General features: G+C 69.9%; 27 protein-coding genes. 13 read left to right on the forward strand and 14 right to left on the reverse strand.

The features are described from left to right. The first annotated feature begins 59 nt into the window (after positions 1-59). Positions 60-1,325, forward strand: coding sequence for a sensor histidine kinase (locus ACZZZB_RS13565; protein WP_463529965.1), 1,266 nt, complete (start codon positions 60-62; stop codon positions 1,323-1,325). Further along, positions 1,318-1,974 (forward strand): response regulator transcription factor, encoded by a 657-nt coding sequence (locus tag ACZZZB_RS13570; RefSeq protein ID WP_463529966.1) that lies wholly within the window; start codon positions 1,318-1,320, stop codon positions 1,972-1,974. Before ACZZZB_RS13565 ends, ACZZZB_RS13570 begins: the two co-directional genes overlap by 8 nt. A 199-nt stretch (positions 1,975-2,173) precedes the next feature. Here the strand turns inward: ACZZZB_RS13570 and ACZZZB_RS13575 are convergent, their stop codons facing one another. The 4 genes from ACZZZB_RS13575 to ACZZZB_RS13590 form a co-directional block, all read right to left on the reverse strand. Continuing rightward, positions 2,174-3,544 (reverse strand): cryptochrome/photolyase family protein, encoded by a 1,371-nt coding sequence (locus ACZZZB_RS13575; RefSeq protein WP_463529967.1) that lies wholly within the window; start codon positions 3,542-3,544, stop codon positions 2,174-2,176. Between the two features lie 478 nt (positions 3,545-4,022). Then, complete coding sequence (locus ACZZZB_RS13580; protein ID WP_463529968.1) at positions 4,023-4,583, reverse strand: methylated-DNA--[protein]-cysteine S-methyltransferase; 561 nt, start codon at positions 4,581-4,583, stop codon at positions 4,023-4,025. After that, positions 4,543-6,081, reverse strand: a complete 1,539-nt coding sequence (locus ACZZZB_RS13585; RefSeq protein ID WP_463529969.1) for an AlkA N-terminal domain-containing protein — start codon at positions 6,079-6,081, stop codon at positions 4,543-4,545. The genes ACZZZB_RS13580 and ACZZZB_RS13585 overlap by 41 nt, the downstream gene beginning before the upstream one ends. An 89-nt stretch (positions 6,082-6,170) precedes the next feature. Continuing rightward, a complete protein-coding gene (locus tag ACZZZB_RS13590; protein WP_079706622.1) occupies positions 6,171-6,602 on the reverse strand; it encodes a MarR family winged helix-turn-helix transcriptional regulator in 432 nt (143 codons plus the stop codon). Positions 6,603-7,001: 399 nt separating this feature from the next. On the opposite strand from ACZZZB_RS13590, the gene ACZZZB_RS13595 reads away from it, so the two are divergent. Further along, positions 7,002-10,685 (forward strand): SdrD B-like domain-containing protein, encoded by a 3,684-nt coding sequence (locus tag ACZZZB_RS13595; protein WP_463529970.1) that lies wholly within the window; start codon positions 7,002-7,004, stop codon positions 10,683-10,685. Positions 10,686-10,746: 61 nt separating this feature from the next. Here the strand turns inward: ACZZZB_RS13595 and ACZZZB_RS13600 are convergent, their stop codons facing one another. The 3 genes from ACZZZB_RS13600 to ACZZZB_RS13610 are packed head-to-tail and all read right to left on the reverse strand — an operon-like array spanning position 10,747 to position 12,297. Beyond that, positions 10,747-11,115: a hypothetical protein gene (locus ACZZZB_RS13600; protein ID WP_191941825.1), complete on the reverse strand. Its 369-nt coding sequence runs from the start codon at positions 11,113-11,115 to the stop codon at positions 10,747-10,749. Then, a complete protein-coding gene (locus ACZZZB_RS13605) occupies positions 11,108-11,725 on the reverse strand; it encodes an Asp23/Gls24 family envelope stress response protein (RefSeq protein WP_191941824.1) in 618 nt (205 codons plus the stop codon). Before ACZZZB_RS13605 ends, ACZZZB_RS13600 begins: the two co-directional genes overlap by 8 nt. Beyond that, entirely contained in the window at positions 11,722-12,297 is a 576-nt protein-coding gene (locus ACZZZB_RS13610) for an RNA polymerase sigma factor (RefSeq protein ID WP_229940005.1), read from the reverse strand. The genes ACZZZB_RS13605 and ACZZZB_RS13610 overlap by 4 nt, the downstream gene beginning before the upstream one ends. Positions 12,298-12,462: 165 nt before the next feature. Between ACZZZB_RS13610 and ACZZZB_RS13615 the strand changes: the two genes are divergently transcribed. Both ACZZZB_RS13615 and ACZZZB_RS13620 read left to right on the forward strand, forming a co-directional pair. Further along, the gene (locus tag ACZZZB_RS13615) at positions 12,463-13,737 is read left to right on the forward strand and encodes an AI-2E family transporter (protein WP_192005963.1); all 1,275 of its coding nucleotides are present in this window, start codon (positions 12,463-12,465) and stop codon (positions 13,735-13,737) included. Then, on the forward strand, positions 13,737-14,744 hold the full coding sequence (locus tag ACZZZB_RS13620; protein WP_463529971.1) for a DMT family transporter: 1,008 nt from the start codon (positions 13,737-13,739) through the stop codon (positions 14,742-14,744). The genes ACZZZB_RS13615 and ACZZZB_RS13620 overlap by 1 nt, the downstream gene beginning before the upstream one ends. Before the next feature lie 81 nt (positions 14,745-14,825). Here the strand turns inward: ACZZZB_RS13620 and ACZZZB_RS13625 are convergent, their stop codons facing one another. Both ACZZZB_RS13625 and upp read right to left on the reverse strand, forming a co-directional pair. Beyond that, complete coding sequence (locus ACZZZB_RS13625; RefSeq protein ID WP_079706629.1) at positions 14,826-15,533, reverse strand: winged helix-turn-helix domain-containing protein; 708 nt, start codon at positions 15,531-15,533, stop codon at positions 14,826-14,828. A gap of 502 nt (positions 15,534-16,035) precedes the next feature. Then, positions 16,036-16,668 (reverse strand): uracil phosphoribosyltransferase, encoded by a 633-nt coding sequence (gene upp, locus ACZZZB_RS13630; RefSeq protein ID WP_064294620.1) that lies wholly within the window; start codon positions 16,666-16,668, stop codon positions 16,036-16,038. Positions 16,669-16,719: 51 nt separating this feature from the next. Between upp and tadA the strand changes: the two genes are divergently transcribed. From tadA to proC, 3 genes are all read left to right on the forward strand, one after another. Beyond that, entirely contained in the window at positions 16,720-17,196 is a 477-nt protein-coding gene (tadA, locus tag ACZZZB_RS13635; RefSeq protein ID WP_463529972.1) for a tRNA adenosine(34) deaminase TadA, read from the forward strand. A gap of 153 nt (positions 17,197-17,349) precedes the next feature. After that, positions 17,350-18,537: a MarP family serine protease gene (locus tag ACZZZB_RS13640; RefSeq protein ID WP_192005959.1), complete on the forward strand. Its 1,188-nt coding sequence runs from the start codon at positions 17,350-17,352 to the stop codon at positions 18,535-18,537. A gap of 48 nt (positions 18,538-18,585) precedes the next feature. Continuing rightward, positions 18,586-19,428: a pyrroline-5-carboxylate reductase gene (proC, locus tag ACZZZB_RS13645; RefSeq protein WP_463529973.1), complete on the forward strand. Its 843-nt coding sequence runs from the start codon at positions 18,586-18,588 to the stop codon at positions 19,426-19,428. Positions 19,429-19,444: 16 nt separating this feature from the next. Here proC and ACZZZB_RS13650 read toward each other — a convergent pair whose 3' ends face one another. Further along, on the reverse strand, positions 19,445-19,948 hold the full coding sequence (locus ACZZZB_RS13650; protein ID WP_463529974.1) for a GNAT family N-acetyltransferase: 504 nt from the start codon (positions 19,946-19,948) through the stop codon (positions 19,445-19,447). Further along, the gene (locus ACZZZB_RS13655; RefSeq protein ID WP_463529975.1) at positions 19,945-20,544 is read right to left on the reverse strand and encodes a TetR/AcrR family transcriptional regulator; all 600 of its coding nucleotides are present in this window, start codon (positions 20,542-20,544) and stop codon (positions 19,945-19,947) included. The genes ACZZZB_RS13650 and ACZZZB_RS13655 overlap by 4 nt, the downstream gene beginning before the upstream one ends. 63 nt (positions 20,545-20,607) lie before the next feature. Between ACZZZB_RS13655 and ACZZZB_RS13660 the strand changes: the two genes are divergently transcribed. Further along, positions 20,608-21,066: a GNAT family N-acetyltransferase gene (locus tag ACZZZB_RS13660; RefSeq protein ID WP_463529976.1), complete on the forward strand. Its 459-nt coding sequence runs from the start codon at positions 20,608-20,610 to the stop codon at positions 21,064-21,066. A gap of 7 nt (positions 21,067-21,073) precedes the next feature. Here ACZZZB_RS13660 and ACZZZB_RS13665 read toward each other — a convergent pair whose 3' ends face one another. Both ACZZZB_RS13665 and ACZZZB_RS13670 read right to left on the reverse strand, forming a co-directional pair. Beyond that, entirely contained in the window at positions 21,074-21,745 is a 672-nt protein-coding gene (locus ACZZZB_RS13665) for a potassium channel family protein (RefSeq protein WP_056013885.1), read from the reverse strand. Continuing rightward, positions 21,738-23,180: a TrkH family potassium uptake protein gene (locus ACZZZB_RS13670; protein ID WP_079706637.1), complete on the reverse strand. Its 1,443-nt coding sequence runs from the start codon at positions 23,178-23,180 to the stop codon at positions 21,738-21,740. Before ACZZZB_RS13670 ends, ACZZZB_RS13665 begins: the two co-directional genes overlap by 8 nt. A 72-nt stretch (positions 23,181-23,252) precedes the next feature. Between ACZZZB_RS13670 and ACZZZB_RS13675 the strand changes: the two genes are divergently transcribed. The 4 genes from ACZZZB_RS13675 to ACZZZB_RS13690 all read left to right on the forward strand — a co-directional run bounded on the left by ACZZZB_RS13675 (position 23,253) and on the right by ACZZZB_RS13690 (position 24,772). Further along, the gene (locus ACZZZB_RS13675) at positions 23,253-23,657 is read left to right on the forward strand and encodes an ArsR/SmtB family transcription factor (protein WP_064294613.1); all 405 of its coding nucleotides are present in this window, start codon (positions 23,253-23,255) and stop codon (positions 23,655-23,657) included. 126 nt (positions 23,658-23,783) lie between these two features. Beyond that, positions 23,784-23,978 carry a helix-turn-helix domain-containing protein gene (locus ACZZZB_RS13680; protein WP_079706638.1) on the forward strand — a complete coding sequence of 65 codons (195 nt, stop codon included), beginning with the start codon at positions 23,784-23,786 and terminating at the stop codon, positions 23,976-23,978. Positions 23,979-24,117: 139 nt separating this feature from the next. Continuing rightward, positions 24,118-24,216 (forward strand): 30S ribosomal protein bS22, encoded by a 99-nt coding sequence (locus tag ACZZZB_RS13685; RefSeq protein WP_003792170.1) that lies wholly within the window; start codon positions 24,118-24,120, stop codon positions 24,214-24,216. A 247-nt stretch (positions 24,217-24,463) separates the two neighbouring features. Then, complete coding sequence (locus ACZZZB_RS13690; RefSeq protein ID WP_079706639.1) at positions 24,464-24,772, forward strand: hypothetical protein; 309 nt, start codon at positions 24,464-24,466, stop codon at positions 24,770-24,772. 42 nt (positions 24,773-24,814) lie between these two features. Here ACZZZB_RS13690 and ACZZZB_RS13695 read toward each other — a convergent pair whose 3' ends face one another. Next, positions 24,815-25,114 carry a helix-turn-helix domain-containing protein gene (locus ACZZZB_RS13695; protein WP_064294610.1) on the reverse strand — a complete coding sequence of 100 codons (300 nt, stop codon included), beginning with the start codon at positions 25,112-25,114 and terminating at the stop codon, positions 24,815-24,817. Positions 25,115-25,172: the final 58 nt, after the last annotated feature.

Raw genomic sequence — 25,172 nt, forward strand, 5'->3', positions numbered from 1 at the left:
AGGCGACGTTCCACCTTTCTGATGATTCGCGAGGACGATCCCCGCCGTACGCTGGGCGGATGAAGCACTCGGCACTCAGCCCCGTGTTCACCGGCCTGCAGCTCGGCCTCCACGGCCTCGTCACCGCGCTCATCGTGCTCGTGATCGCGCGATCCGTCTCGGTCGGTGGCCAAGCGGGCCTCGCGGCGATCGTCCTCGCGGTCGTCATGCTGCTCACCTACGCCGCTGGCGCGATCCTCGGCGGTCGGGTCCGCCGTGCGGTGGCCGTCAGCGGCACCACCGATCGCGACGCTGCTCCTGTCCGCGTGCGGCGAGGTCGGGTGTCCGTCCTCGTCTGGCTGGTGCTGCTCAGCGTCGAGTGGGTGGTCCTCGTGCTCCTCAGCCCGGACGCCGCCTATCTCGTCTTCCCCCTGTTCTTTCTCTATCTGCACCTCCTCCCCAGGGCCGTCGCGGTACCCGCCGTCGTGATCGCCACCATCGCCGCGGTCGTCGCGATCGGCCTCCACAGCGGCTTCAGCGTCGGGGGAGTCGTCGGCCCGCTCGTCGGTGCGGCCGTGGCCGTCGCGATCGGACTCGGCTACGAGGCGCTGGCCCGGGAGGCGGCCGAGCGGGAGCGACTCATCGCCGAGCTCGTCGCAGCACGCGAGGAACTCGCCGAGCGCGGTCGGCAGGCGGGCAAGCTGGCGGAGCGCGAGCGCCTCGCCGCCGACCTCCACGACACGGTCGCCCAGGCCCTGTCGAGCATCCAACTGCTCCTGCACGCGGCCGAACGCTCCGCCGTCGAGCAGCCCGGCACCGAGCAGATGCGTTCGCACATCGGTCTGGCCCGGGAGGCCGCGGCGACGGCCCTCGCCGAGACGCGCAGCCTCATCGACGAGCTGAGCCCGCCGGCGTTGGTCGGCGCGACGATCGCGGACGCGCTCGGTCGGCTCGCCGAGACGACGACCGCCCAGAGCGGCACGCCGGTCTCCACGACGGTCACCGGCGATGCGTTCGTCCTCGGCACGCCGGTGACGACCGCGCTCCTCCGGACCGCGCAGAGCAGTCTCGCGAACGTCGTCCGGCATGCCGGAGCGAGCCGGGCGGACGTCACCCTCACCTACCTCGACGAGGAGGTCATCCTCGACATCGACGACGACGGGGTGGGGTTCGATGCGACGAGCGTCGCCGAGCGCACTGCGGGCGGTTCGTTCGGCATGATGTCCATGCGCCGTCGCATCACCGAACTGGGTGGCGAGGTCGAGGTGCGCAGCGCGCCGGGCGCCGGCACGACCATCACCGTGCGGTTCGCAGCACCAGGAGTGGAGGGGGACGTCCATGCGTGACGATGCGACGGATGCCGGGGAGCCGCCGGTCATCCGGGTCGTGGTGGCGGACGACCACCCGATCGTCCGAGCCGGGCTCCTCGCGGTGCTCGCGCCGATCGCCGACATCGAGGTGGTCGGGACCGCGTCGACCGCAGCCGAGGCCGTCGCCGCCGCACCCGGCGCCGACCTCGTCCTCATGGACCTGAGCTTCGGCGACGGTCCGACGGGGATCGATGCGACGAGGGAGATCGCGTCGCTGCCGGGCGGTCCGTCGGTCCTCGTGCTGACGAACTACGACTCCGACGCCGACATCCTCGGCGCGATCGAAGCCGGAGCCGCGGGGTATCTGTTGAAGGACGCCGGCCCGGAGGACCTCATCGACGGCATCCGCTCGGCGGCCGGCGGGAACTCGGTGCTCGGGCCGGCCGTGGCGACCCGGCTGGTCGCTCGGGTGAGCGCACCGCAACAGGCGCTGAGCGCGCGCGAGATCGAGGTGCTCGCGCGGGCGGCCGAGGGGCTCACCAACCTGGAGATCGCCGGGCGACTGCACGTCGGGGAGACGACCGTGAAGTCGCATCTCGCCCACATCTACACGAAGCTCGACGTGTCGAACCGCTCGGCGGCGATCGCCGCGGCCCAGCGCGCCGGTCTCTTCCGCACCCGCTGAGTCCCACCCCGGTCCCTGAGCCCCACCCCGGCCACTCAGCCCCACCCCAGTCCTTGAGCGCCCACCCCGGTCCCTGAGCGCCCACCCCGGTCCCTGAGCTTGTCGAAGGGGCGACTGTCTCAGGGGCCGATCCACCCGGTCACTGAGCCGAATCCCGGTCCCTGAGCCTGTCGAAGGGTCGAAGGACGATGGCCCGGAGCTACGCCCCCTTGACCTGCTCGTACGCCGCGAGCGCAGCCTGTCTCGTCTCGCCGAGGTCGACGATCGGCTCGGGGTAGTCGGGCGTCCCGAACTCGGGCACCCACCGCTTGATGTACGCGTCGTCGGCGTCGAAGCGTTCGCGCTGCCGCTCCGGGTTGAAGATCCGGAAGTAGGGCGACGCATCGAAACCGCTGCCGGCCACCCACTGCCAGTTGAAGGGGTTGGAGGCGGGATCGGCGTCGACGAGCGTGTCCCAGAACCAGTCCTCGCCGAGCTTCCAGTGGATGAGCAGGTTCTTGGTGAGGAACGACGCCGTCACCATCCGGATCCGGTTGTGCATGGTGCCCGTCGTCCAGAGCTCCCGCATGCCGGCGTCGACGAGCGGGATGCCGGTCCTCCCGGCGGTCCAGGCGTCGAAGGCGTCCTGGTCGACGTCCGGCCAGGGGAACCGGTCGAAGGCCTGACGCCAGTTGCGCGTCGCGAGGTCTGGGAAGGCGAAGAGGCAGTGGTAGGCGAACTCGCGCCAGCCGAGCTCCTTGAGGAAGGTCGCGCCGTCGTCGCCGAGGTGCCGCCGGCCGTCGCGGGCGGCGTGCCAGATCTGCGGCGAGCTGATCTCGCCGAAGCGGAGGTGCGGGGAGAGTCCGGAGGTCGACGGCTGGGCCGGGAAGTCTCGGTCCTCCGCGTAACCCGTGACGCCGTCGTCGAGGAACTCGGCGAGCCGCGCGTCGGCGCCGGCCTCGCCGGGCGTCCACTGCTCCCGGAGTCCGGCCGCCCAGTCCGGCTTCGTCGGGAGCAGGTTCCAGGAGCCGAGCTCGTCGCCCGAGGGCGGTTCGGCCAGGGCGGTCAGTTCGGTCGGCGCGGGGAGGGGGTGTCTCGGCGGGTTCGCCGCGTGCCGCTGGAGCGACGCCTTCCAGAACGGGGTGAACACCGAATACGGCTGTCCCTGTCCGGTGACGATCTCCCACGGCTCAGCGAGGAGGTTCGCGGCGAAGCTGCGCGTGTCGAGCCCGGCGTCCTTCAGCTCCGACTTGATCCCGGCGTCGATCTCGCGCTCGGCCGCGCCGTAGCGACGGTTCCACAGGACGGCGCCGGCACCGATCGAGTGGGCGAGTTCGGGCACGATGGTCGCCGCGCTCCCGGACCGCAGGAGCAGCGCGCCGCCGAGACCGCGGATGTCGTCGCCGAGCGCCTCGAGGCTGTGGTGCAACCACCAGCGTGACGCGCCGCCGAGCGGTCGCAGTTCTTCACTGTCATCGAGGACGAACAGGCAGAGGACCGGGGCGCCGAGCTCGACCGCTGCGAGCAGCGCGGGGTTGTCGGCCAGGCGGAGGTCGTCGCGGAACCATACGATCGTCGGGGCAGCAGCCATCCCGTCAGCCTACGCGGACGATCCGTTCGGTCCGCAGGGTTGACCGGACCCGCCCGTCCCGGTCATTGAACTCTTCCGGTCACTGGGCCCCTCTTCCGGTCCCTGAGCCCCTCTTCCGGTCCCTGAGCCCCTCTTCCGGTCACTGAGCTTGTCGAAGTGCCCACGGGGAGGCGCCGCCCTTCGACAGGCTCAGGGACCGTGGGAGGGTTCTCCCGGTCTGGACGGGTGCCCTCGTGGTCCGCTGTCTCCTTCTCCGGTCACTGAGCTTGTCGAAGTGCCCACGGGGAGGCGCCGCCCTTCGACAGGCTCAGGGACCGTGGGAGGGTTCTCCCGGTCTGGACGGGTGCCCTCGTGCTCCGGTGTTTCCTTCTCCGGTCACTGAGCTTGTCGAAGTGCCCACGGGGAGGCGCCGCCCTTCGACAGGCTCAGGGTCCGTGGATGGGTGCTCAGGGACCGTGTTCCCTGTTCCCGTGCCCACTCAGCTCAGCGCGGCCTCGCGGTCGAGCAACGACCGCTTGACGTCGAGTCCCCAGGCGAACCCGCCGAGCGTCCCGTCGGTCCGGAGGACACGGTGGCACGGGACGAACAGGGCGGGCGCGTTCGTCGCGCAGGCGCTCGCCGCAGCGCGGACCGCCGACGGCCGACCGCTCGCCGCGGCGAACTCCGTGTACGTCACCGGGTGTCCTGCGGCGATCGTCCGCAGCACCGTCCAGGCGTGCGTGCGGAACGGGCCACCGAACTGGGCGACCGGTACGAGGTCGATCGCCGCCAGGTCGCCGTCGTAGTACGCCCGGACGGCGTCCATCGCCGCGATCGTCCCCGCCATCGTCTCGCGGGGTCGGTCGGCTGGCCGGATCCGTTCGAGCATGACGCCGATGTCGTCGGACCACCCTGAGGAGAGCACCGCTCCGTCCTCCCGCGCGAGAATCGTGAAGGGGCCGTCCGGAGTGTCGACGGTCTGGCTGGTCGCGGTGAGCTGCGCGCCCGACGCCCGGCCGTCACCGCGGCGGGCGCTCGTGCTGGAGATGATGGTGGTCATGCTGCTGGACCTTTCTCGAGGGCTGAGGTGCGGCGGACGGCGCCGGTGTGGATGCCGCCTTCCACAGGTGTAGGCAGAGGTAGGAGCGCCACGGGGCGAAGGCGTCCGCTTCCGCAGTGAGGGTGCGGGCGTCGGACGGCAAGCCGAGTCGGCCCGCACCCGTGCGGACGGCGACGTCGCCGGGCAGGAAGGCGTCGGGGTTGCCGAGCACCCGCATGCTGACGTAGTCGGCCGTCCAGGGGCCGATCCCCTTCATGGCGAGCAGGCGCGTCCGGAGCTCGTCGCGGTCGTCGCCGAAGCCGATCATGAGTTCACCGGACACGAGTGCCCGCGCGACGCCGAGCAAGCTGTCGATCCGCGCTCGGGGCCCGACGAGAGCGGCCTCCCCGCCGTTCGCGATCTGCGTCGCCGTCGGGAAGAGCCGGTGCAGCCCGTGTCGTTCGGGGACCGTCGTGCTCACCTCGTCCGCGAGACGACGGAGCTGGGTGCGCGCCGCGGCCACGGTGATCTGCTGGCCGACCATCGCCCGGACCAGCATCTCCTCCGGATCGACCGCCCCGGGGAGTCGGATGCCGGGTGTGGCCGCGACCGAGGCGGCGAGACGCGGGTCCGTCGCGAGGACGGCGTCGGCGGACGTCGGGTCGGCGTCGAGGTCGAAGAGCCGACGGACCCGCGAGACGAGCACCGGCAGGTCGGCGAGGTCCGTCACCTCGGCGGTGAGTCGGAGGTCGTCGCCGAGCTGTCGCACCTCGAACCACGCCGTGCCGCCGGGGAGGGCGAGGAGCCGGGCGTAGTGGTCGGGCCCCGCGAGCTCGACGCCGTCCACCGCCCGTGGCGCGAGCCAGGCGAAGACGCCCGCCGCGTCGAACGGGCGGCGGAACGGCAGGGACAGGGTGATCGAGCCGGAGGCGTGTTCGCCGACCGTCCGGTGTTTCGCGCGCAGCTCACCGGGGGTGAGCTCGAACACCTCCCGCATCGTGTCGTTGAACTGCCGGATGCTCGAGAACCCGGCGGCGAAGGCGATGTCACCGAAGGGGAGGTCGGTGCCGGTCAGCAGCTGTCGAGCACCCTGCGCACGGTGGGCCCGCGCCAGGGCGAGTGGACCCGCGCCCAGCTCGGCGCTGAGGATCCGCGTCAGATGCCGGCTCGAGTACCCGAGGCGCGAGGCGAGCCCGGGGACGCCCTCCCGTTCGACGACGCCGTCGGCGATGAGGCGCATGCTGCGCGCGGCGACGTCGTTGCCGAGGTTCCAGGCGGGCGTGCCCGGGACCGCTTCAGGCAGGCACCGCTTGCATGCGCGGAAACCGGCCTCGTGCGCCGCGGCGCTCGTCGCGTAGAAGGTGACGTTCTCCGGCTTCGGGGTTCGAGCCGGGCAGGACGGCCGGCAGTAGATCCCCGTGGAGCTCACGGCCGTGATGAACTGCCCGTCGAAGCGCTGGTCGCGGGCTTGGATCGCGCGGTAGCGTTCGGCGAAGTCCATGCTCCGGGTGTCGTCCATGATCCGAGTCTGACATGCGCCACCGGGTCTGACGAGCGGAAATCGGACACGACGGTGGGGGCCGTGCGCGCCGGATCAGTCGGCGCGGCTCACGCTCCGCGGAGCTTGTCGCTGAGCGCCGCGAGGGTCGCCATCTCTTGTGGGTTGAGCGAGGTGGTCACGCGTTCGGCGATCGTCGCACCGTGGGCGATGGCGACCGCGCGGTAGACGTCGTAGCCCGCGTCGGTCATGCGGACGAGGGTGCCGCGGCCGTCGTCGGGGTCGGGGCACTTCCCGACCAGTCCGCGCGCGACGAGTCGATCGACCAGGCGACTGATGCTCGGCTGGGAGAGCAGCACGCTCGAGTTGAGGTCGCGCAGACGGATGCGACGATCGGGCTCCCGCGACATCGTGTGCAGGACGTCGTACTCGTTAAGTGAGATGCCGTGGCTCGGGAAGTCGTGCGAGATGTGGCGCATCACGTCGACCTGCGCGCGGAACAGTGACTCCCACGCGGCGATCGCGAGTCGCCTCTCGTCCATACCCGCTCCCGCTGCCGTCCGACGATCCACCACCTGAATCTATCCTGCACGGCCGTCGAGCGGTGCGTCGAGGTGGGGTGGTTGCGCTCCGTATCGTCTCCGGACATGACGAGAGCCGGTCGCAGAGGCTACGACCGGCTCTCTTTCCCTTGCACCAAGAGTGTCCTGCAATCACATTCCGTCAGCTGCCACAGCAAAACAACTAACGTTCCAGAACCATATAACGGATCGGTAACGAGCGGTAGTTATCAGAACGTTATTTTTACTGGGAGTTGTCCGAGTGCGCTACGCCGGCGGAGCGCGAGCGCATGGAGGCCGATGGTGCCACTTCCCCACGTGTGTTTATTATGTTACGCTCTGAAATACCACCCGACCACACGTTACCGAGACGAGACCCCCATGTCCACACCGCACCGGCCCCGACACCGGATCGTCACCGCCCACGCGGGCGCCATCGTCGCGCTCGCCGCGCTGCTGACCGGCACGGTCGCTTCGCCCGCGACAGCGGCCGGCACCCCGGCAACGGCACCGACGGACCCCGCGCCCGTCGAGGAGCCCACCGGCGACAGCGACAGCCCGGTCGACACCGACGAGCCCTCCTCGGGCAGCGACCCCGACGACACCCCGCCGACGACCCCGTCGGCACCGCGGACCGAGCCCGCCGCCACCCCCGACGCTGTGGCCCCGAACGCCGATCTCGCGCTGCAGATCGTGCTCGCGGGCGTCGCCACCGGCACCGCCCCGTTCGACGTGGACGACGCCCCCGGCCACGACAGCAGCGCGACGAACGATGTCGTCCGCACGCACGACACGGTCACCTACCGCGTCGAGGTCCAGCTCGACGGAGCCGCAGCCGGCGATCTCGTGACCGTTCGACAGACCCTCCCCGACGGCCTGCGCTGGCCGATCGTCACCGCGCTCCCCGCCTACTGCGGAGCCGGGTCGACCGTCAGCGACGACCGACGCGTCCTCGAGTGCGTCATCGGCGGCGTCCTGCCGAACTCCGTCACCACCTACGACCTGGTCGCCACGGCGGAGAGCATGCCGAACGGTTCCGTGCTCACCTCCCCGGCGGGAGCACTCAGCGCGGCGGCGAACGACGTGGCCTCCGGCGCGCTCGCCGAGGACGCGACGGAGGTCCCCACGACGACAGCGAGTAGCGGCCCGCGGGTGAACCTCGGGGTGCGGCCGCAACTGATCTCGACGACCGCCCAGCAGGACGGACTCTCCGGGTTCCGCGTCCAATACGACGCGTATCTCGACCTGTCCGGCTACAACGCTGCCGGGGGTCTCGGTGCACGCGGTCAGGCGAACGTGACCGAGGACGTCACGTTCGTGATCGACCTCGACGACGTGAGCCCGAACGCCCGTCTGTCGAACGAGACCGCCTGCGCCGCAGGTGCCGCCGAGAGCCGAGTGTTCCCCAAGGTCCGCGGCGGTGGCGAGAACGCCGTCACGGACTCCGGCCGGTGGACCTGCCGGATCGACCCGGACGACGCCCGCCGCATCATCGTGACCGTCTCGGGCGCCGACCTCAGTGCCGACCACATCCCGTCGAAGACCGCCAACGGTGCCGCCATCCCGCTCCGCGGGTACCTCGCGCTCGGTCGCTTCGGTGTCTTCGTCCCTCGGGACGACGTGCCCGCCAACGGCTCGCTGAGCACGCGCATCACCCTCCGCGACCTCGTCGCGACCGGCACCGATGCGGCGGGCGAACCGATCGCCAACGCCACCGAGCCGCTCGACGACAACAGCGCCACGGCGAACCTCATCCGTCGAGCTGACGGCAGCCACGGCACCCGGTACGTCGACGAGACCATCAAGCTCATCCCGGTCCCCGGTCAGTTCCTTCCTGGCACGGGTGATGGTGTGGTCGTCCCCGGCCAGCAGTATCGCGCGCTCACGATGTTCAACAACCGCGGCGGCACCGAGTTCACGGGGCAGGTGTTCTGCCAGGCCTTCGACACGAAGACGCAGCGTGCGGCCATCGGCATCGACGGGGTGCCCGCGCGCTCGCACGGCACGACGGACATCGTCATCGAGTACGGCACCCGGCCGACCGTCGACGTGGGTGCGGACGACGCGACCCGGTGGAAGCAGATGAACGACACGACCTGCAACGACGGCGACGACATCTGGACGACCGACCCCTCGTCGATCGACGCCGAGGACATCACGAAGATCCGCTACCGGAGTGCGAACGGGACCATCGCTATCGGCGCGAGCGTCATGGCCTCGCTCACCCTCGAGCTGAACGCCGGCGTCCCGGCCGGCAGCCTCCTCGCCGAGAGCTACTCGCTCTACAGCCCGGAGCAGTATCCCGTTGATCGCGACACGAGCGCATGGTACGCGAAGGATGGCTGGTACCACAGCAAATACGACCCGGCGGAACCGACGAACGAGGGCTACCCTCGCGGCGACCGGCTCATCGCCGCCAACGCCGTGATCGGCATCGGGAAGCGGGCGATCGAACCGGCCGTGGAACCCGGTTCGCCGGCCCAACTGCTCGCGGGTGACCGCGTCCGCTTCGAGGTCACGCCGCAGATCACGAGTGTGCCCGGCCAGGGGAACGCCGCACGCGACGTCGTCGTCGTCGACCGATTGCCCGCCGGGCTCGTCTACGACCCGACGGAGGTGTCACACGTGCCCGACTCGGTCGAACTCGCCGAGGACGGCACCACCCTCCTCACCTGGAGGCTCGGGCATGTCGAGCGCGGCGCCGAGCCCGTCATCCGGTACTGGGCGACGTCGGATGCGACGCTCATCGGCGACCTGGTCAATCAGGTGGTCGTCGCGAGCCCGGACGACCCGGGTTCGCTCGAGGAGGTCCCCGAGGACGCCACGACGCAGGACGCGCACCACGGGCGCCAGACCGTGTCGCTCCGTGCGCCCGGTGGGCTCCGCGTGCAGAAGAGCGTCGAACAGCGCGTCATCGAGTCCGGCGACCGGATCGACTACCGCCTCGCCTACGCCAACATGAACGCCACTGGTGCTCAGCAGGACGTCGCCCTGGTGGACGTGCTCCCGTTCGCCGGCGACAACCGTGGATCATCCGCGGCCGGCGTCCTGGCCGACGAGATCGAGGCCGCCGACGGCGACCGGGTGCTCTACACCGCCGCCGACCCGGCCGCAGTGCAGGCCGCGTCCGCCATCGACGGCACGGACACCTCCCGGGAGCTTCCGGACGGGTTCGACTGGTGCACCTCCGACGACTTCGGTGCGGAGGCGTGTCCCGAATCGCTCGCCGACGTCACCGCGTTCCGCGTGGAGGTCGCCGAACTCGACGCCCTCGAACGTCACGAGATCGCCGTCGAGCTCACGACGGACGGCGCGGTGTCCGGTGCGGAGTACCGGAACGACGCCACGGTGCGCTCGGCGTCGCAGACCCTCGGAGCCCGGTCGCCGCTCGTGGCGACGACCGTCGTCTCCACGTCGATCGGCGAGCGCCTCTGGTGGGACCGTGACGGTGACGGACTCGACGACGACGGTGCCGACGGACAGCCCGGCGACGGCGTGGCCGGTGTGCCACTCCGGCTGGACGGCGTCGACAAGCACGGTGCCACCGTCTCCGAGGAGACCGAGACGGACGCCGACGGCCGATACCGATTCAGCGGGCTCGTGTCGGGTGCGTACACCATCAGTGTCGACCTGCCTGAGGGCGCGGAGATCACCGGCTTCCGCGTCGGTGACGACGGCCTCGTCAACTCGGCGCTCGATCCGCAGTCGTCCACCATGGAGGACATCGTCGTGGTCGACCCGTCGCCGACCGGCGCGGACGCGGTCGACCTCACCTGGAACGGCGGCATCGTCGAGGTGGAGCTGCCCGTGAGCCCGCCGGTGACCGATCCCGAGGGACCGACGGACCCGTCCGTCCCCTCGGAGCCGACGCCGACGCCGTCCGGGACGCCGCAGGCGACCCCGGAACGTCTGTCCGGTACGCAGGGTCCGCTGGCCACGACCGGCGTGCTCTGGCTCGACCAGGCGATGATCGCCGCGATGCTCCTGCTCGTGATCGGCGGGGCGGCACTCCTCGTCGTGCGTGCGCGTCGCGCCCGCAGTGGCGCCGAGGAGTCGAGCGGCTGAGTCGAGGAGCCACCGCACATCGAGCGCGCACGATCCCGGATCGGGACCGTGCGCGCTCGTGTCAGTCCTGGGAGCCGCTCGGGACGACGTCGATCACGCGGACGGTGATGGACGGTGCACCCTCGTCGGTGGACGAGGGGAGCCGCTCCGCGATGGCGCGATGGACCGCCTGCGCGACGGCAGGGGAGGCCGCCTCAGCTGCCACGGAGATGTTGGCGTGGACGGTCAGGACGCCTCGGACGCGCTTGACGCTCACCCGTGCCTGCTGGTCGGGCGAGCCGAGCAGTGCGCCGACACCCTCCTTCGCGGCCCGGAGCAGTGTGGGCTCGACGGCGGTCAACCCGTCGACGCCCGGTATCGCCAGGATCACGTCGTCGAGCGAACTCGCGAGCGTTCCGAGGTCGTCGTCCGTCTCCGTCAGGTCATGCATCGTCCCCCACCTCTCCGATCTCATCGGCCTCGAAGTGCAGGTCGTCGACGACGATGTCGAGACCTGCCACGACGAGGTCCGTGTGTTGCCGGAGGCTGGCGGCGACCTCCTCGCGGAACAACGCAACCGTGTCGGCGACCGACTTGCCCCAACCGATGCTCACGGTGACGTGGAGCATGATCGGTTCGCCGACCACGGTGACGTCGCCCTCGAGCACGCAGCGACCCACGAGCACGCCGGGCGTGCGGTCGCCGGCACCGCGGACCAACCCGCGGACCGTGCCCTCCGTGATGACGAGCGCCGCGTCGTCGTCGGACGCGGCGAACGGGATGTCGCGTCCGGCCTTCGCCTCACGGCCGATGTTCTCCATGATCCCGCGGATCCAGTCCTGGTCGAGTGCGGTGACCGCCGCTTCGTCCGCCTCCCGCAATGGCGCGGCGAGCGAGCGGACCCGTCGCAGGGACCGGAGGATCCGCTGGCATTCGGGCGACTCGTCGATCGACGGGTCGGCCGGCAGCATGTCGCGTTCGAGGTAGTCCGTGAGGGCGTCGATGCCGTGCGCGCAACCGCCCGGTTCGCCCGGTCCGGAGCCCGGAATTTCGGTGTTCATCGCCACCCCTCCATGTCCTTGACCAGTGTCGCTCGAGCCCGTGCGAGACTCCCTCGGACGCTGGCGACGCTCTGCCCCAGCTGTTCGGCGATCTCCTCGTACGAGTATCCGCCGATCTCGCGGAGCACCCAAGCCTGGTGCTGTCCGTGCGGCAGTCTGTCGAGTGCTGCTGACAGTGCTCCCAGCTGCGACGACGCTTCGGCTCGCCGTTCGGGTCCGTCGCGCTCCGGGGCCTCGATGATGGCGTCGTCCGTCGACTCGGTGTCCTTGCGCTGCCGCATCAGGTCGATCGCCCGGCGGCTGACGATGCGCATCAACCAGCTCTTCACCATCGCGCCGTCCTCGAGCGTGTCGATCCGCTTCCAGGCGGAGATGAGCGCCTCCTGGACGACGTCGTCGCCGTCCGCCGAGGAGCGCGTGAGTCGCACGGCATACGCCTTCATCATCCGGCCGTAGCGCGTGATGAGCACCTGGAACGCGCGGGTGTCGCCGTCGACGCACCGTTCGACGAGGGTCCGGTCGGTCGCCTGCTCGAGGAGGCCGCCCGACCTGCGCACTGGATCGACACCCACCGCCTGCCACCTCTCTGTGCCGGCCGAGACAACTTCCGGCGGTTTCGTCACACCCGACCGTGACATCTGCGAGCCGGGCTCCGTCTCACTACTGTAGGCACAGAGCGGCGATCCATGTGAACGCCCCCAGCACCACGATCGCAACACCACCGAGGAGACCGCACGATGAAGACCCCCAAACTCCGGTTGCCCGGGTTCTCCTCCACCCCGGAGGAGCGCGAGGCCAGGCGCGTCAAGCACCAGGAGGCCAAGCAGGAGCGCGCGGCGAAGGCTGCAGCCTCCTCGCCACCGTCGGCCGCCGTGGTCGCGGCCCTCCAGCCCTCGGCTCCGAGCGTGCGCATCAACGCGTTCCGCATCGGCCTCGTCGGGGGTATCGGCGTGCTCGTCGCGCTCGTGATCGGCAGCATCGTCACCCAGCTCAGCACCACCCTGATCTACGTCGGCGTCGCACTGTTCATCGCGCTCGGCCTGGACCCGCTCGTCTCCTGGCTCGAGCAGAAGCTGCCGCGTGGCCTCGCCATCGCCGTCGTCTTCCTCGCCGTGATCGGCGCGTTCGTCGGCATCATCTTCGCCATCGTGCCGCTGCTCGTGACGCAGATCTCGAACTTCGTGAGCGATTACCCCCGGATCTCGCAGCAGTTCCTGAACAGCGACTTCGTCGCATGGGTGCAGAACACGATCGGGAACACCCTCGACATCGACTCGGCGCTCAACGACGCGTTCTCCTTCCTCAAGGACCCCAACAACCTGTTGAACATCGGTGGCGGCATCGTCGCGGTCGGTGCGGGCGTCGCATCGGGCATCACCGGCTCGATCATCGTCCTCATCCTGACCCTGTACTTCCTCGCGTCGCTGCGCTCGATGAAGGCCGTCACGTACCGCTTCCTCCCCGCCTACCGCCGCGAGGGCTTCGCGCAGGTGCTCGAGGAGATCACGCAGGCCGTCGGACGCTACGTCGTCGGACAGGTCGGGCTCGCGCTCGTCAACGGTGTGCTGAGCTTCATCTTCCTCAGCATCATCGGAGCGCCCTTCCCGCCGCTGCTCGCCCTGCTGGCGTTCATCGGCTCGATGATCCCGCTCGTCGGCACGCTGAGCGCCTCGATCGTGAACAGCGCGCTCTGCCTCTTCGTCTCGCCGGTCACCGCGCTCATCGCGATCATCTACTACCTGATCTACATGCAGATCGAGGCGTACGTCCTGAGCCCGCGCATCATGAACAAGGCGGTCGCCGTCCCCGGTGCCCTCGTCGTCATCGCGGCCTTCGGTGGCGGTGCCCTCGGCGGCATCCTCGGCGCCCTCGTCGCGATCCCGGTCGCCGCATCGATCATCATCATCGTGCAGAAGGTCGTCTTCCCGAGCCAGGACTCCAAGGTGGTACCGGAGAACAAACTCGGTGACGCCGAGACGGCGGCCGTCGGCACGAGCGCGGCGGCGAAGTGATGGCGGCGACGTCGTTCCCGGTCCTCGCGGCCGGCGCCCTGCTGCTGTCGGGTACGGCCGGCATCGTCGCGCAGTCCGCTCGGGCCGCGGTCGACCTCGACATCCCGACGATCAGCGTGACGCCGTACCAGGCGATCGGCATCCCGATCGCCCTCGTCGGCGCCTTCTTCCTGGCGGTGGGGACCCAGCTCCAGTCCCGAGGCGTCGGGAAGGTCGAGGCGGCCTCGTCGGCGTTCGGGCTGAAGCAGCTCCCGCAGCTGCTCGGTCGCCCGTCCTGGCTCATCGGCACCCTGCTGCTCGGCCTGGCCATCGTCTTCCAGCTCGTCGCGCTGGCCTTCGCGCCGCTCATCGTCGTGCAGCCGCTCGGGGCGATCGCCCTCGTGATCACGGCACTGTTGAACGCCAGGGTCACCCGGGTCAAGATCACCAAGGAGCAGACCCGCGCGATGGTGCTGTGCGTCGCCGGTATCGGCCTCTTCGTGATCGTCGCCGCGCTCTACGCGGTGGAGGAGCCGATCCGTCAGCCGCAGCTCATCATCATCCTCATCATGCTGACCGTGGTGACCCTCGCCCTCGCGGGTGCCTATGCCCTGTGGCGCCGGAAGCTGCACACGGTGTTCTACGTGGTCGCGGCAGGCGTCCTGTACGGCTTCGTCGTGACCCTCGCGAAGGTCGTCATCAACCGGGTCATCACGCAGAACTTCGAGGGTCTCACCGTCGTCGGCATCATCGCATTGCTCGTCGCCGCCGGGGTGGGTGGGTTCTTCGTCCAGAAGGCCCACCAGAGCGGACAGCCGGACCTGGTGGTCGCGGGCCTCACCGTCGTCGACCCACTCGTCGCCGTCGGCATCGGCATCGTCGTGCTCGGTGAGGCGGCCAGTGCGCCCTGGTTCGCGCTCGTGCTCTTCGTCGTCGCCGGTGCGATCGCCGTCTTCGGCGTGTGGAAGCTCGCGATGCGCCCGGTCCCGGCACCGGGCGAGAAGCCGAAGAAGCCGCGCGTGATCTGACGCAGGACGTCCGACGGGCCCGGCGAGTGGAACACCCGCTCACCGGGCCCGTCGTCTCGTCGGTGGGGCCGCCGAACCGGCTTAGAACAGGTCGGGCGACGGGGTGCTGGCGTAGCGGATGGAGACGTCCGCGTGGCGGTCGAAGCGGTAGCCGACACCGCGCACGGTGCGGACGATGTCCTCGTAGCGGCCGAGCTTGGCGCGCAGCCGACGCACGTGGACGTCGATGGTCCGCTCGTTCGGGACCTCTTCGTCGTCGCCGGCACGCCACAGCGATGAGATGAGCTCCGCGCGCTCGATCGTGCGTCCTTCGCGGAGGACGAGGTACTGGAGGAGCTCGAACTCCTTGTACGTGAGCGGCGCAGCTTCGTTGTCGAGGACGAGGCGCTTCCGGGAGATGTCGACGACGACACCGGCGTGCGCGCGGTCCTGCTCCTCCTCGTCGACCTCGTCGCGGTGGGCCGCGAGTGCCGAGGGGTCCTGGAGGGCGAGCCGGACGACGTCGAGGTCGCGTCCGCCGGCACCGCGGGGGGCGAGGGCGACGGCCGCGTGCGTCTCGGCCTCCGGAGCGAACTGGGCCGTCAGGGCCTTGATGGCCTCGACGATCTCACCGAGGCTCGTGCCGGCGGCCGCCGCCTTCGCCTCGTCGAGACCGACGTAGAGGACGAAGCCTCGGGCTTCAGGGCCGGCTGGAACGGCGCGGACGTGCGGGGTCGCGGCCCGAGGCGCGTCCTCGACGGCGGTGAGCTGGCGGGTGGGGCGGGTGGTCTGAACGGCTGCAAGAGACATGAGTGCGAGGTCCTCGGGAGTGATGATGCTACGACGGATCGTGCGCGGTGCGCTCGGGGTGATCCCGCCTGCCGGTGGGCAGTTGCGGTCCCGCGATCCGGGAAGTGGCGCGTCGGCCGGGTACGGACGGGGTACGTCCGGGAGTCGGCTCACCTGGTGGGGGAGCGGCGGACTCGGAGGTGCTGGGGGCAGTGGAGCGGATCCGTGTGGATCGCTACCGGTGCTGGAGGAGTCGGATCAGCGACACATTCGACAGCACATGACAGCGCGGCCGGGCATCATCATGCCGGCGTTCCCAGGGGCCTCGAAGGAGGTCGGGGTGGGCGCGTTGGTCGTCATAGTCCGCAATACAACAGGAATCCCCCGGATCCTGTCAAGTGCGAGCGGAAGATGACGTTCTGTTACTCGGGGATTGTCAGCTGGCGGCACGACTGAGATGAGGCGGATCGTCGTCCATCGCGGGGATGGACGACGATCCGCCTCATGTCGGCGGGAGCAGGGGTCAGACGACGCCGTAGAGGCGGTCGCCGGCGTCGCCGAGCCCGGGGACGATGTACCCGTTCTCGTCGAGCTTCTCGTCGAGGGCGCCCAGGACGATGGTGACGTCCTTGCCGGCCGTCTCGGCCTCGAGGCGCTCGAGGCCCTCGGGGGCGGCGAGCAGGCAGATGGCGGTGACGTGCATCGCGCCACGCTGGAACAGGAAGTCGATGGCAGCCGCGAGCGAGCCACCGGTCGCGAGCATCGGGTCGAGCACGAAGCACTGGCGGTCGGACAGGTCGTCGGGGAGGCGCTCTGCGTACGTGGTGGGTTCGAGGGTCTCCTCGTTGCGCACCATGCCGAGGAAGCCGACCTCGGCGGTGGGGAGCAGCTTCACCATGCCCTCGAGCATGCCGAGGCCGGCCCGCAGGATCGGGACCACGAGCGGACGCGGCTCGCTGATCTTGACGCCGACCGTCTCGGTGACGGGCGTCTGGATCGTGATCTCCTCGACCGTGACGCCGCGCGTCGCCTCGTAGGCGAGCAGCGTGACGAGCTCCTCGGTGAGGGCACGGAACACCGGTGAGGGTGTCGTCTTGTCGCGCAGCACCGTGAGCTTATGGGTGATGAGTGGGTGGTCGGCTACGTGCACTCGCATACGATCAATCTAGTCGCTCGCGCGGCGACCAGGATTTCGGGGAGATGACGGATGCACGCACCGGCCGAGTTCGCCGCGTGGATGGACCTCGCCATCGCCGAGGCCGAGGCGGCCCTGGCCAGCGACGACGTCCCGGTGGGCGCGGTGCTCGTCGCCCCGGACGGCACGGTCGTGTCCGTCGGGCGCAACGAGCGCGAGCTGCACACCGATCCGACCGCCCACGCCGAGGTGGTCGCCATCCGCGCCGCCGCGGCCGCGCTGGCCGACTGGCACCTCACGGAGCTGACGCTCGTCGTCACGCTCGAACCCTGCGTGATGTGCGCCGGCGCGATCCTCGCCGCCCGGATCCCGCGGGTCGTCTTCGGGGCCTGGGACGAGAAGGCCGGTGCGGTCGGTTCCGTCTACGACGTCCTGCGCGACCGGCGACTGCAGCACCGTGTCGAGGTCTACGCGGGCGTGGAGGCCGAGCGCTGCTCGACGCTCCTCACCGACTTCTTCCGGGGCACGGGCGGCGTCGGAGCCCTCTGAGGGTTGTCACGGCTTCGAAGCTCCCTGCACTTCGACAGGCTCAGTGACCGGATGTGGGGCTGTTCCCCGCGCTTCGACCGGATCGGTGACCGGATGCGGCTGCTCCCAGCACTTCCGGAGCCCGTTGTCGGCGGGTGATGGCAGGATCGCAGGATGCAACCCGGCGTGATCCTCGACATCATCCTCGTCGTCGTCCTGATCGGCTTCCTGATCCGCGGGTGGCGTGCGGGGCTCCTCGGGAGCCTCGGCGGGCTCGTCGGGCTGGCGGCCGGTGGGGTCGGCGCCTTCTTCGCGATCCCGCTCGTCGCCTCGTGGGTGCCGAACGCGGCGTGGCGTGGCTGGGCGGCGGTCGCGGCGGCGGTGGTCGTCCTCGCCATCGGCTACACGATCGGTGCGTTCATCGGTGGGGCCATCGGCTCCGTCGTCCGCAAGACCCCCCTGCGCGGTCTGGAACGCCTGCTCGGTGCCGCCCTCAACCTCGTCGTCACCGCGCTCGTCCTCGTGACCGCGGCACTCGGTGTCGGATCCCTCGGCATCCCGCTGCTCGCCCAGGCGGTCGGGTCGTCCGCGGTGATCGGCACGATCGACCGCGTCACGCCCGTGCAGGTGAAGAGCACGCTCGCGCAGCTCCGCTCCACGGTGGTCGACGGTGGGGCCCAACGCGTCATCGAGGCCTTCGGTGGAACCGCGGACGTGCCCGCCGCCCCGCAGCTCGACACCTCGACGCCGGCGCTGCAGACGGCCTCCGCGTCCGTGGTGCGCATCAGTGGCACCGCCGAGTCCTGCTCGCGGAGCCTCACCGGAAGCGGCTTCGTCTTCGCCGACGACCTGGTCATGACGAACGCGCACGTCCTCGCCGGCGTGACGAACCCGGTCGTCGAGGTCCCGGGGGCCATGCCCAGGGAAGGACGGATCGTCTACTTCGACCCGGTCGACGACCTCGCCGTCATCCGCGTCGACGACCTCGGCACCCGATCGCTGCCGCTCGCACCGAATCCGGCGCCCGGTTCGAACGCCGTCGTCGCCGGGTATCCGTTCGGTGGCCCGTACACGGCCGGTGGCGCGCAGGTCATCGTGGTGGGGCCGAGCCTCGTCGCCGACATCAGCGGGAACAACCCGACGAGCCGTCAGGTCGTGACGCTGTCCGGGACGGTGCAGCCGGGCAACTCCGGTGGCCCGCTCCTCACCGAGTCCGGTGAGGTTGCGGGCGTGATCTTCGCCCGCGACGCGAACTCCGCGCCGGTCGGGTACGCGCTCGCGATGGACGAGGTCCTGCCCGTCGTCGCGCTCGCCGGGTCACTGCAGTCCGCGGTCCCGTCGGGCGCCTGCCTCGCCGACTGACCCGGCCGGGCACGTGCCGCCGAGCATGCAGGTGCTTAGACTCGCAGGGTGAGTGAAACGATCAGCCTGCCCAGCATCGCCATCCTCGGAGCCGGTTCGATGGGAGGGGCCGTCCTCCGCGGTCTCGTCCAGCCGGGTGTCGAGGTCGACGGTGGCATCACGGTGACGAACCGGACCATCGCCAAGGCGGAGGCTCTCGCCGAGCTGCCAGGCGTCACCTCGATCGCTCTCGAGCAGGACACCGACGGCAACCGTCGGGCGGCAGCCGCGGCGAAGATCGTCCTGATCGGCGTGAAGCCCTACCTGGTCGCCGACCTCCTCGCCGAGATCGCCGACGCGTTGCAGCCGGGCACGATCGTCGTGAGCCTTGCAGCCGGTATCCGCGGTGCGGCGTTCGAGTCCGCCCTGCCGGAGTCGGTGTCGGTCCTCCGCTCCATGCCGAACACCCCGTCCTACGTCGGGCTGGGTGTCACCGGGCTCGCGCCGGGCACCCGGTCGAGCGAGGACGACCTCGCCGTCGTCACCGCGCTCTTCGAGACCGTCGGCCAGGTGGTCGTCATCCCCGAATCGAAGATCGACGCCCTCAGCGCCATCTCCGGTTCCGGTCCGGCGTACGTCTACTACCTCATCGAGGAACTGACCCGCACGGCGATCGGCCTCGGGTTCACCCCCGAGCAAGCGTCCGTGATGGTCGACGGAACCTTCCGCGGCGCGACGGAACTCCTCGCGACGACGGGGGAGAGCGCCGAGCAGCTGCGGATCAACGTCACGAGCCCGAAGGGGACGACGGAGCAGGCGCTCGCTGTGCTCGCCGAGGCGGGCTTCAGCGATACGTTCGACCGCGCCGCGGCAGCCGCCATCGCACGCGCCGAGGAGCTGTCGGCGTCCTGACCCGACGGCGACCCGATCAGTCGAAGGACCGCGCGAAGCAGTCGAGGCCGGGTCTGTCGTCCCAGGAAGCCACCGCCACGAAGCCGGACCGCCGGTAGAGCGCGATCGCGGCGGAGCGCCAGTGCCACACGGAGAGACGCACGGTGTCGTCACCCCGCAGTCGCGAGACGGTCGTCGCGGCCTCGAGCAGGGTTGCGGCCACGCCCCGGCGACGAGCGTCGGGGTCGACCCAGAGTCGCTTGAGCTCCGGCGACGGGCCGTCCGTCAGGACGACGCAGCCGAGCACCCGGTCGTCCTCGACGGCCAGGAGGATCTCCTCGGAGGCGAAGGCGGTGCCCGGGTCGGCGATCTCGACCCGGTAGCGGTCGGGGAGGGCGATCGTCGGAGTGGGCTCGTCCAAACCCGGCGCTCGGCCGAGGAGTTTCTCATGCTCGGTCCGGCGGTGGTACTCCTCGAGGAGCTCGGCGAATCGCTCGCGACGATGAGCCGGAGCATCCGCCCACCGTTCCACGACGATCACGCGTGGCTCGTCTCGTCGAGCCCGAGGACGAGCAGCAGTCGGTCCAGCGCGGCGAGCTGGGCCGAGGCGTCGTAGTGGTCGTCGTCGGCCGTGCTCAGGGTGCTGACGCCCTCGATGAATCCGACCACGACGGTGGCCGTCGCGGCGACCTCGGCCTCGGTGAGCTCGGGGCGGATCTCGGCCAGGAGGCGGCGGGTGCGCGCGACGAACACGCCATGACCCGCACGGTGCCGTTCGGCCAGCACCTCGTCGTCGAGCGCCGCCGCGAGGTAGCCGAGCCAGACCCGGGCCTCCTGGCGCGTCTCGTCGGTGAGGGACAGGGCCTGCCGGAGGACGGCGCGCAGCGCGTCACGCGGGGTCGCGGCTGCGGCTTCGAGCGCCTCGGTCCGCTCCGCCGTCCGCTCGTGGAGCAGGTCGCGAGCGTGCAGCAGGAGCGCGCGCTTGTCGGGGAAGCGATGCAGGACGAGGCCCGTCGTGCACCCGGCCCGCTCCGCGACCGCGCGGAGGGTCAACCCGTGCGGGCCGTGCTCGCCCAGCACCTCCCAGACCGCGTGCGAGATTCGCGCCTGGGCAGTCGGGTCCTTGGTTCTTGCCATGTCGTGATCACCTCGGAACCGATGTTACCGTAATGCTTGTTACGGAATGACTGGAGAACACGCATGACGATCAGGATCAGCCGGGTGGCCTGGGAAGACGAGGCGGGAACCGCGCTGCGGGCCGCCCAACGCCGCGAACTCGACGCGCGCTACGGGAGCGACGATCACGAACCCGGCACACCGCCGACCGCAGCCGACATCACGCGATTCCTGGTCGCCAGCGACGTCGACGACACCCCGCTCGGCTGCGGCGGTCTGCGGATGCTCGGCGAGGACCGCGCGGAGATCAAACGCATGTTCGTCGTGCAGCAGGCCCGGGGGACCGGTGTCGCCACCGCGCTCCTGCGGGCACTGGAGGACGAAGCGCGGTCGCTCGGTCTCGCAGAGCTCGTCCTCGAGACCGGCACGGAGCAGCCGGACGCGATGCGCTTCTACGAGCGCGAGGGGTACCACCCGATCGACGCGTTCGGGCCGTACGTCGACGAGCCGCAGTCGCGCTGCTACGCGCGCAGCCTCGGCTGAGGAGGATTCAGCCCTCGAGCGACGCGAAGCGTTCGATGTCGGCCGACGTGCCGGAGACGATGATGAGGTCGTGGTTCGACACGACGGTGTCGGCGGTCGCGTAGGTGAAGGGCTTCCCCGGAGACTTCACCCCGACGACCGTGATCCGGTACTTCGTCCGGACGCCCGATTCCGTCAGGTTCAGCCCGCGGATGGGCTTCGGCGGGTACATCTTGACGAGCGCGAAGTCGTCGTCGAACTGGATGAAGTCGAGCATGCGGCCCGACACGAGGTGGGCGACGCGTTCGCCGGCCTCGCGCTCGGGGTAGATGACATGGCTCGCCCCCACCCGGGCGAGGATCTTGCCGTGCGACTGCGAGACGGCCTTGGCCCAGATCTGCGGGATCTTGAGGTCGACGAGGTTGGCGGTGATGAGCACGCTCGCCTCGATGGAGGATCCGACCGCGACGACCGCGACCGAGAAGTCCTGCGCGCCGATCTGCCGGAGCGCCTCGATGTTCTTCGCGTCGGCCTGCACGGTGTGCGTGACCCGGTCGGACCACTTCTGCACGAGGTCGGAGTTGTCGTCGATCGCGAGCACCTCGCGGTCGAGTCGGTCGAGTTCGCCGGCGCAGGCCGCACCGAACCGACCGAGTCCGATGACGAGGACCGGGGCGTCGTGCTTGATGCGGTCAACCAACGATGGGCCTCTCTTCGGGTCGTTTGAACAGCTGGCCGCTCTGACTCGCGGCCACGGCTGCAGCGAGTGTCACTGTACCAACGCGGCCCAGGAACATGGTGACGGCGAGGACGTACACCCCGGCGTCGGGCAGGTCCGCGACGAGGCCGGTGCTCAGCCCGACCGTCGCGAAGGCGGAGATGACGTCGAACAGCACGTGGTCGAGCGGGGCCTTCGTCATCTGCAGGATGACGATCGTCGACAGGGCGACGATCGTCGCACCCCAGAGGACGACGCTCACCGCGACGCGGAGCACGTCCTGCGGGATCCGGCGGCGGAAGACCTCCACGCCCTCGCGGCCCCGGGCCTCGGCGAACGCCGCCAGGAACAGGACGGCGAGCGTCGTGACCTTGATCCCGCCGGCGGTCGAGGCGGAGCCACCGCCGATGAACATGAGCATGTCGGCGACGAGCAGGGTCGAGCCGTTGAGGTCGCCGATGTCCACGGTGGAGAAGCCGCCCGACCGCGTCATGGCCGACAGGAAGAACCCCTGGAAGATCGTGTCCCAGAGGTTCCACTTGTTCCAGGTCTCGGGGTTGTTGAACTCGAGCAGGATGAAGGCGAGCGCCCCGGCGAAGAACAGGATGATCGTCGTGACGAGCGTGAGCTTGACGTGCAGCGACCAACGGCTCGGTCGACGGAAGTTCCGGCTCAGGGCGTAGATGACCGGGAAGCCGATGCTGCCGAGGAAGACCCCGAGCATGAGGATGCTGAGGAACCAGTAGTCGTTCTCGAAGGCCGCGAGCCCCTCGGCGTTCGGCGTGAAGCCGGTGTTGGTGAAGGCCATGGCCGCGTAGTAGACGCTGTTCCAGGCGGCGTCCCAGGGGTTGATGCCGTCGAGCAGCATGCGCGGGAAGAGCAGGACGGCCAGGGCCGCCTCGATCACGAGGGCGCTGACGGCGACGGTGACGAGCAGGTTGCCGATCTCCCCGAGGCGGACCGCCTGACCCTCGGCGACGGGGCCGTGGTGCGACCGCAGGGGGTTCGTGTCGCTCGCCGCCATGAGCTTCTGGCGGAGCCCGAGTCGTCGGGCGATCACGAACCCGAGGATCGAGGCCAGGGTCAGGACGCCGAGCGCGCCGATCTGGACGCCGATGAAGACGAGCACGTGACCGAAGAGCGACCAGTGCGTGGCCATGTCGACGGTCGAGAGCCCGGTGACGCAGATGACGGAGACGGCGGTGAAGAGGGCGTCGGCGATCGGGGTCACCTGGCGGTCGGCGCTCGCGATGGGGAGCGAGAACAGCATCGTGAAGACGAAGATCAGGAAGCTGAACACGAGGATGGCGAACCGCGAGGTCGACTTCGCGGCGAAGTCGCTGACGGCCTCCCTGACCCTCGCGAGTCCGTGACGAACGGTGATCGAGGGACGACGCCCCATGGCATTGCCGCTCATCTGACCCCTCAACACCTCAGGACTGCGCCGGAGGCAATGGTACTCCGTGCGCTCCATCACTATCGTTGGAGCATGGCCGACATTTTCGACGTGATCGCTGACACCACCAGGCGGGACATCCTCGCGCTGCTGCTCGAACGGCACGGTGGCACCGGGACGAGCGTCTCCGAGATCGTCGCGCAGCTCGGCCTCAGCCAGCCGACGGTGTCCAAGCACCTCAAGGTCCTGCGCGAAGCAGAGCTCGTGGAGGTGCGCGAGGAGGGCCAGCACCGCTACTACAGCCTGGACTCGGCGCCGCTCGAGGACGTGGAGGACTGGCTCATCCCGTTCCTCAGCGTCGACTACCAGGACGACGGTGTCGATTTCGCGGCGCTGTCACTCCCGGACCAGGCCAAGGCGGTCGCCGGATCGGTCGGCAAGGTCGCTGCGGACGTGACCCACGCGGTGCAGTCGGTCACGAAGAAGCTCCGCCCGTAGCCCGGCCCCCATACCGTTCACACAGGGGATGTACAGGGCGGGCGTCAGCCCTCTAGAGTTGCCATGCGGCGTTCCGGTCCTCGGGGCGCCGTTCAAGCGGGTTTCCAGAGGCGCAGGAGGGGTTCGATGACGCAGGACACTGCCGACGTCCGCTTCCTCACCGTGGCCGAAGTCGCCGAGATGATGCGGGTGTCCAAGATGACCGTGTATCGCCTGGTGCATTCGGGGGAGCTCCCGGCCATCCGGTTCGGGAAGTCGTTCCGAGTGCCGGAGACCGCCGTCGACGCCGTCCGGCAGCGCCCGGTCGCCGACGTCGGCTGAGGCGTTTCCCGCTCCTAGCAGCCTGCAGGCGTACGGCGTGTGAACGACGCGCGCTGCAATCGGCTAGACTGGCAACAAGACTTGTTCTCTTCGGTCGCGATCCCTGCGGCCAAGCCCCCCAATTCTGTGAGGTAAATCCGTGGGTTCTGTTATCAAGAAGCGCCGCAAGCGTATGGCGAAGAAGAAGCACCGCAAGCTGCTTCGCAAGACCCGTCACCAGCGCCGCAACAAGAAGTAGCCGGCTGCTCCGTTCGGAGCATCTGACGACTCTTCGTCCACCGGAAGCGCCTGCCCATTGGGGTACGGCGCTTTCTGGCGTTGTCGAGGTGATCCGTCTCGTTGGTCGGTCAGAGCGTGTGGTCTCCGCGGGTCGAGCGGCGTCGAGGTTCCTCCACAGGCGAGGCCGGACGGGACTGATCCACAGCGCGTCGCGGCACGCGGTCCGTCGCGCCGAGATCGTCGGCGGTCCTTCGTAGGTTCGTCGCATGACCCGCGATCTCCCGCCAACCGTCCACCGCAACCGACGCGAGCTCGCGTACCGGGTGCCGTTCGTCGTCGAACGAGACGACGCACCTCGCTATCGACTCCGGAACGTCGGTGACGAAGCCGTCCACTGGGTCGTGCTGCGCCTGATCGGACCCGGACTCCTCGCTCCACTGGAACCGTGTCGCCTGACGCCGGGGAGCGCCCTGGAGTTCGAGGTGTTGGGCACCGAGCTGGCCCGCGCGACCAGTGTGCAGGTGTCCTGGTTCCGTCCCGGTGGCCACCAGTACCTCTGGCGGGTCACCTTCTGATGGGCGCCGGCGGGTGGAGGGGAGTGGTCTCCGGCGGGCGGGTCAGCGTTCCTGGTCGCGGCGAGCGGCCAGCAGATCGCGTGCCGTCAGCTTGTGCGCTCGCCCCGGGTACATGTCGGCGTTGAGGCCCGTGATGAACGGGGCCGGGTCGAGGTCGAGCGCGGTACTCAGCCGGACGAGCGTCTCCACGCTCGGGTGCACCTGCCCTCGCTCGATCTTGCCGATGTTCGTCCAGTGCATCCCGGCCAGCACGCCCAGGTCCTCGAGGGTCAGCTGTCGCTCGTTGCGCGCGGCACGCAGCCGCTCGCCGAGGATCGTCGCGGCTTCCGAATGTGTAGGCATCACACAATGACAACGGACCTCGACCGGCGCATGCCAGAGTGTCTAAGCCCGGTGGATT

It is taken from the genome of Plantibacter sp. AC185, assembly GCF_979258065.1.

Bases quoted from the DNA above. Each gene is read 5' to 3' on its own strand.
- ACZZZB_RS13670 (WP_079706637.1), bottom strand. From the start codon at position 23,180: ATGAGCGGCAATGCCATGGGGCGTCGTCCCTCGATCACCGTTCGTCAC.
- ACZZZB_RS13580 (WP_463529968.1), bottom strand. From the start codon at position 4,583: ATGACCACCATCATCTCCAGCACGAGCGCCCGCCGCGGTGACGGCCGG.
- upp (WP_064294620.1), bottom strand. From the start codon at position 16,668: ATGCGAGTGCACGTAGCCGACCACCCACTCATCACCCATAAGCTCACG.
- ACZZZB_RS13600 (WP_191941825.1), bottom strand. From the start codon at position 11,115: ATGCATGACCTGACGGAGACGGACGACGACCTCGGAACGCTCGCGAGT.
- ACZZZB_RS13680 (WP_079706638.1), top strand. From the start codon at position 23,784: ATGACGCAGGACACTGCCGACGTCCGCTTCCTCACCGTGGCCGAAGTC.
- ACZZZB_RS13570 (WP_463529966.1), top strand. From the start codon at position 1,318: ATGCGTGACGATGCGACGGATGCCGGGGAGCCGCCGGTCATCCGGGTC.
- ACZZZB_RS13565 (WP_463529965.1), top strand. From the start codon at position 60: ATGAAGCACTCGGCACTCAGCCCCGTGTTCACCGGCCTGCAGCTCGGC.
- ACZZZB_RS13640 (WP_192005959.1), top strand. From the start codon at position 17,350: ATGCAACCCGGCGTGATCCTCGACATCATCCTCGTCGTCGTCCTGATC.
- ACZZZB_RS13615 (WP_192005963.1), top strand. From the start codon at position 12,463: ATGAAGACCCCCAAACTCCGGTTGCCCGGGTTCTCCTCCACCCCGGAG.
- ACZZZB_RS13620 (WP_463529971.1), top strand. From the start codon at position 13,737: ATGGCGGCGACGTCGTTCCCGGTCCTCGCGGCCGGCGCCCTGCTGCTG.
- ACZZZB_RS13660 (WP_463529976.1), top strand. From the start codon at position 20,608: ATGACGATCAGGATCAGCCGGGTGGCCTGGGAAGACGAGGCGGGAACC.
- ACZZZB_RS13655 (WP_463529975.1), bottom strand. From the start codon at position 20,544: ATGGCAAGAACCAAGGACCCGACTGCCCAGGCGCGAATCTCGCACGCG.
- ACZZZB_RS13690 (WP_079706639.1), top strand. From the start codon at position 24,464: ATGACCCGCGATCTCCCGCCAACCGTCCACCGCAACCGACGCGAGCTC.
- ACZZZB_RS13625 (WP_079706629.1), bottom strand. From the start codon at position 15,533: ATGTCTCTTGCAGCCGTTCAGACCACCCGCCCCACCCGCCAGCTCACC.
- ACZZZB_RS13695 (WP_064294610.1), bottom strand. From the start codon at position 25,114: ATGCCTACACATTCGGAAGCCGCGACGATCCTCGGCGAGCGGCTGCGT.
- tadA (WP_463529972.1), top strand. From the start codon at position 16,720: ATGCACGCACCGGCCGAGTTCGCCGCGTGGATGGACCTCGCCATCGCC.
- ACZZZB_RS13590 (WP_079706622.1), bottom strand. From the start codon at position 6,602: ATGGACGAGAGGCGACTCGCGATCGCCGCGTGGGAGTCACTGTTCCGC.
- ACZZZB_RS13585 (WP_463529969.1), bottom strand. From the start codon at position 6,081: ATGGACGACACCCGGAGCATGGACTTCGCCGAACGCTACCGCGCGATC.
- ACZZZB_RS13575 (WP_463529967.1), bottom strand. From the start codon at position 3,544: ATGGCTGCTGCCCCGACGATCGTATGGTTCCGCGACGACCTCCGCCTG.
- ACZZZB_RS13675 (WP_064294613.1), top strand. From the start codon at position 23,253: ATGGCCGACATTTTCGACGTGATCGCTGACACCACCAGGCGGGACATC.
- ACZZZB_RS13595 (WP_463529970.1), top strand. From the start codon at position 7,002: ATGTCCACACCGCACCGGCCCCGACACCGGATCGTCACCGCCCACGCG.
- ACZZZB_RS13605 (WP_191941824.1), bottom strand. From the start codon at position 11,725: ATGAACACCGAAATTCCGGGCTCCGGACCGGGCGAACCGGGCGGTTGC.